At 53.8% G+C, this 1,155-nt stretch carries 1 protein-coding gene and 2 pseudogenes; 2 read left to right on the forward strand and 1 reads right to left on the reverse strand.

Annotation, left to right across the window (positions count from 1 at the left end; all coding sequences use genetic code 11):
• Together F7R02_RS25445 and F7R02_RS25455 are read left to right on the forward strand one after the other, a co-directional pair.
• Positions 1–106 (forward strand): annotated as a pseudogene (locus F7R02_RS25445) (IS5/IS1182 family transposase); the annotation flags it as partial.
• Positions 107–289: 183 nt separating this feature from the next.
• The gene (locus F7R02_RS25455; RefSeq protein ID WP_139370852.1) at positions 290–1,078 is read left to right on the forward strand and encodes a hypothetical protein; all 789 of its coding nucleotides are present in this window, start codon (positions 290–292) and stop codon (positions 1,076–1,078) included.
• Here the strand turns inward: F7R02_RS25455 and F7R02_RS25460 are convergent.
• Positions 1,038–1,155 (reverse strand): annotated as a pseudogene (locus F7R02_RS25460) (IS5-like element ISCARN85 family transposase); the annotation flags it as partial. The gene F7R02_RS25455 and the pseudogene F7R02_RS25460 overlap by 41 nt on opposite strands.

The raw sequence follows: 1,155 nt of genomic DNA on the forward strand, positions 1-1,155 counted from the left end.
CGGCCTGGCCAAAAACACCGCACACGTGCTGACCTTGTTTGCGCTCTCCAATCTGTGGATGAAGCGAAAGCAGTTGCTGCCGGCTATGGGGAGCGTGCGCCTGTAAACCAGGAAATTCCCACGGAAAGCGCCAGAAATGGCGAAATTCCAAAGATTCAAACGCCACTCTTCGGAACGACGCGACATCCCGCACTCTCAGGCCTCGTTATTCAGACCTTCCCTAGAGTTAGCTCGCGCATCAGCACCTATCCTCCGTCCACACTCTGCAGTTCCTTTATAAGGCAAAGTAATGGCAACAGTTGCAGAACAAATTCGAAGCACTAGCGCAGCAATCTGCCAAAACATTGATTCGCTAGCCGCGCAGCGTCCGCTACTGTCTCAGAACGTGCTGGCACAGCTACGCAATCTGGTCGAAGGTGTCGTGGTGCGCCTGCACCTTGGAACGAACGATGCCGAGTTTAGCTTTGATGCGACTAAGCCAGCACTGACGTACGTACGCAGCAAGGGCAAACTGAACTTTCTTGCTCGCTTTCACCGACTACTCCAGACCAGCAGTTCTCACTACACCCTCGATGGTGATGCCTCTGAGCGGTTGATGCTCAAGTATTACGAATACATGCACCGGCTACGCGCTCTCGTTCGCAACGCCTGCGCTATGGAGGTGTTGGAAAACTTGGAGTCGTTTCCGCTCGATCTGGATCCCTCGTTACGCGAATACCACCAGAAGATCTCTGAGCGGATCGAAGCTACCAAGGGTACACGACTCGATCGCGAGAGCGGTGCACGCTACTACATTCACAAGATCCGCCCCTTTTTCATCGAGTGGAGCATCTATTACGAGGTAACCTTTTCTCGCGCCGTGGACAGGGCGAGCAAGTTTGATAGGGTTATCGCCTTCACCGACATAGATCTTAGCGACAAGTATTCGGCCTACTTGGTACTCCACCGCGACGCGATCCGGGTGCTCGACCAAGATATGCCTATCACGCTCATTCGGGCTTGGGACGTATCGATCCGACCTTGCGAACTAGGGCCTGTTAACACATCCGAAGCCCATCAACGACTAGGACGAAGCTGAGGAATCCAAGGAACATGACATCCAGCTTCTCGAAGCGCGAGAAAATCCGGCGGTAGCCTTTCAAGCGACGGAACAGT

It is taken from the genome of Xanthomonas cissicola, assembly GCF_008801575.1.
GTDB classification, from domain to species: domain Bacteria; phylum Pseudomonadota; class Gammaproteobacteria; order Xanthomonadales; family Xanthomonadaceae; genus Xanthomonas; species Xanthomonas cissicola.

What these genes read in the sequence shown, in the direction of transcription:
- F7R02_RS25455 (WP_139370852.1), top strand. Translation starts at nt 290, where the DNA reads ATGGCAACAGTTGCAGAACAAATTCGAAGCACTAGCGCAGCAATCTGC.